The sequence below is a fragment of the uncultured Romboutsia sp. genome, from assembly GCF_958366745.1.
GTDB classification, from domain to species: Bacteria; Bacillota; Clostridia; order Peptostreptococcales; family Peptostreptococcaceae; genus Romboutsia; species Romboutsia timonensis.
In genome coordinates, this window is record NZ_CATXCO010000214.1 from 1 (window position 1) to 4,006 (window position 4,006).

A 4,006-nucleotide genomic window follows, 5' to 3' on the forward strand; every position below is an offset into this window, starting at 1 on the left:
GTAATATAAATTATAAAAAATCTTATTTACACAAATCTATAGACATTCTCTATATCCTCAAAATAAGTATATAGGTATTTTATAAAAACTAAATTAAAATAATATAAATATTAATTTAACTGAATTGAATTGATTTTATATATTTTTCCACAGCTTCCCAATCAGGTATAAAATCACCATCTTGATTTGTTGCCAAACTTCCATCTTCTAACTTTAAAATCGGAAGCTTTATTATTGAATCAGGCATTCTGCTAGGCCTCCATTTTCTCCCATAACACCATCTAAATTGTTCAAGTTCAATTAATGTAATTAAAAACATTGATATATATTGATTAAGTTTATAGTCTTTTAAATATAATACATTTACATCATGACTACAAGTAAATTTTTCTTCTTGATAAAATGCATATCCTACTGAACCATTATTTGATACGGTAATACAATTAGGATTAAAGATTTTTTTATTTAATCCTTCATTTGTAATTTCCCCTGTTTTATTGTAATTACTGATATCCTCTAAAGAATATAATTCCGTTACTCCATTATTATTTTCTGTAGCACCTATAAATGGAACTTGTCCATCTAATACATGTTCTGGTTTTTTATTATAATATCCATTTTTTATATTAAATATTTGACTATACTTAAATTCTTTCCATGTATAATTTTCTAAATCTGGTTTATTCTCTTTATTATTAGTAATCATTTCTCCTATTTTTGAAAATCTTTCTAATGATACGTTGTATGAAACATACTTTAATATTGTATCTTTAAAATCCTGCTCTTTTAATTCAGAGTAGTTTGTCTTCATATATGCTTCAGCACACCATTCATCATCAAATGCTACCTTTTGTTTTACTGATATTCCTTCAACTTCATCTAAGTTACTATATGCATCTAAGAATATCGCTTTTTTATTTTTCCATTCATCAAAAACATCAATTCTGCCTTTATTTTTTCGTTTTACATATCCATCATCTTTTAAGTATCCAAACCAAGTTTTATTATTAGGTCTAGACTTAGTAGCATCAAATACCATTATACATGTTACTACTCCTACAGGATAAAATAAATCATCAGGCATTGAAATCACAGCTCTTAATGTATAATTGTTTAGTATACGTTTTTTTACATCTAATAGGTCCTTATCATTTTTTATTGCACAACTCATTTGTACAATAGCTACAACCCTACCATTTTGTTCTTTTACAACATCCAATGATTTTTCAATAAATCTCATTTGATCTGCTGGTCCTAAATCATATGGTGGATTTAAAAATGCCACTGTAGGTTTTAGATTTTTAATTTCTTTTATCTTTTCTTCATCAAAGCTATCACCACAGTCAATATTAGATTTTCCGTCACCTCGTAACATCATATTAGAACATGCAAATGTAAACATCTTAGGTCTCAATTCAATTCCTAGCAATTGATTCTTTCTTATGTTTTCTTTCTTCTCATTATCATTTCCTGCAAGTCCAATCATATATTTCATTCCTGCAATTAAAAATCCACCTGTTCCACAGCAACAATCATAAATTACATCATTAACATTTAGTTCTGCTAAATCACAAAATAACTCTGTAATATGAGAAGGAGTTAAAACTAATCCTTGCTTTTGCTGACTTGCTGCATATCTAATAAATTCTGTGTAAAATCTACCTAGTATATCATATCCACTTTCTTCATACTGTAATAATGGATATACTTGTTCTTCTAGGTACTTTATTGTTTCTTTAAAAAACTCTACAGATGAAATATCCCTTTTCTTGCGTTTTAGTTTCTTTTCCATTACCAAAGGTTCATTTAGTATAGTAGAATAAACCCTCATCATTTCTTCTATTCTTCTAACTCTTCCCCTTGTTAAAACACGCCTTATAGCATCTAACATTGTATCTGCTATATCAGATGATGTTTCTCCTAACATATATGCAGTTTTAAACATATTATCTTGTAGAGCAAGTAGTATCCCACTTACTATAGTATTTCTTACATCTTCTGAAATTGAACACTCCTGAAAATCTGCATTTAGTTTTACAGCTTTTTCAATGATATTAATATCTTTTAAGTTATATGCAAACTGCTCATTTTGGAACGCTTTAACATAATCATAAATACTTAATAACCTTGTATCAGTGTACTCAATAATTTCATCAGAATCTTTTCGTTGAATAAATTGTGTTACTATAAGATCATTTTCTATTTCACCACTAACTGCAATTGATATTACATTAAATTTTTTAGATAAAAATTTAGAATAATGTAGTACTCCATCTACAGCATAATCTTTTGGTTTGTCACGATTTTGACTTTCATGTTGTGAATTTAATGGCTTACACTCAACTATAACTACATACTCCATGCTCTGAGATGGAAATGTTATTATAAATTCAGGTCTACCAGGATTTCCACTATTTGATTTTGAAGCTGTAGATAAACATTCATTAACTCTAATATTTGTTGACTTTTGTTCTTCAAATCGTACTGATGAAAAAAGCGGATCTCTTTTAAAATGTTCTCTAACAATGTCCTCTGTTAATCGTTCATTTGCCATATAATCTCTCCTTAAAATAAGTTTTATCTAAAATTATTATTTTATCTTTTTATATATAGAACGAATCTAATATATTCTTTCAAGTATAAAAAATAATATATTTTTTGTTAATAACATTTATTCTTCAATTTAAGCAAAAAAAAAGATTGGTCTACCACTCCCAATCCGCCAAAATGGAATATTTTGACTTAGGTGTTACCCTTGTATTCCAATGGTTACTAAAATATTAACATAAAATAAATAATAAGTAAATAATAGTTTTATATTATCTATTATATTTAAAATATAATTATTTCATTATTTCACCAAAAAACATCTATTATAATTTAACCATTATCTTAATCTAATATATATTCTTATCTATCATTCATACATCCTATAATTAAGATCTCTTCCCCTAAGCTCAACAATCCTACCCTTACTCATCTCAACCAACCTGCTACCCAAAGCCTCATCAATACCAAGCAACCTATCAACACCACACTCACTACTAATAATAACCGGCAAATTATTAAAATACCTGTGATTTATAAGCTCAAACATAATATTTATATCACTATCAGTAATCTTACCCTTAAACAAATCATCAACAAAAAGTACCCTAGCATTTTTATACCTGTTCATAACCTTATTATAATAAACACTATCCAACATATTTTGCTTAATACTAGTAATAGCATCACGATAACCCATATAAATAATACTAACTCCCCTATCCATAAGCTCATTACAAATAGCCATACTAAGATGGGTCTTTCCAGACCCAACTTGTCCTAAAAACATAATAGAATTACACCTACTATTTTCAATGTCTAAAAACTCATTTTCATAATCCATAGCATTTTTATAACCTTTCATAGTAGCCATACTTCTAGAAAAGTCAAAATTATCAAATCTTTTATTCCTAAACTCTCTACCTATACCACTCTTTTTCAGAATGTCTTCAGCTTCTCTTAATGCCCTACATTCACATGGAGTAGCTATACCATCATCTATTATAAAAGTCATATCCCTACACTTTTTACATCTATAGTTGTCCTCTGTTTCTTCGCATTTCATCAATGGATCTTCTAATTTCTTCAACTTCTTCTGCTGTTGGCTTTCTAGTATACTCTTCATTCTCTCTTTCATTTGTATTGGCATATTTATATTGGCTATACTCTCCACTTTCTTCTCTCCTATTCTTAACCCCTATTTCATAAGCTTTTAAATCTTCATAACTTCTAATGTTATTATCTAACCACTGCTTTATAATTCCTGCCACATATCCTTTATTGCACTTTCCTTTGTTTGTCGCTATCTCTATAGCTCTTTTAAATAACTCATAATCTATAAGTTCCGATATTTCAAATAACCACTCTGCAACTATCCCATTTATAAGACCAATATTTTGTTCATACAATTTTTTAAACCTACCTACACTATACGTAGGTTCTTCTTCTTTTTCTTTTT

Annotated in this window: 3 protein-coding genes; all 3 read right to left on the minus strand. The window is 28.1% G+C overall.

The features are described 5' to 3' along the window. Window positions 1-115: 115 nt before the first annotated feature. Window positions 116-2,554: an N-6 DNA methylase gene (locus Q5F54_RS11465; RefSeq protein ID WP_302334456.1), complete on the minus strand. Its 2,439-nt coding sequence runs from the start codon at window positions 2,552-2,554 to the stop codon at window positions 116-118. Window positions 2,555-2,917: 363 nt separating this feature from the next. After that, window positions 2,918-3,613: an ATP-binding protein gene (locus Q5F54_RS11470; protein WP_302334457.1), complete on the minus strand. Its 696-nt coding sequence runs from the start codon at window positions 3,611-3,613 to the stop codon at window positions 2,918-2,920. After that, window positions 3,582-4,006, minus strand: a 425-nt coding sequence (locus Q5F54_RS11475) for a DnaD domain protein (protein WP_302334458.1), incomplete at its 5' end; no start/stop codon positions are given. The genes Q5F54_RS11475 and Q5F54_RS11470, both read right to left, overlap by 32 nt.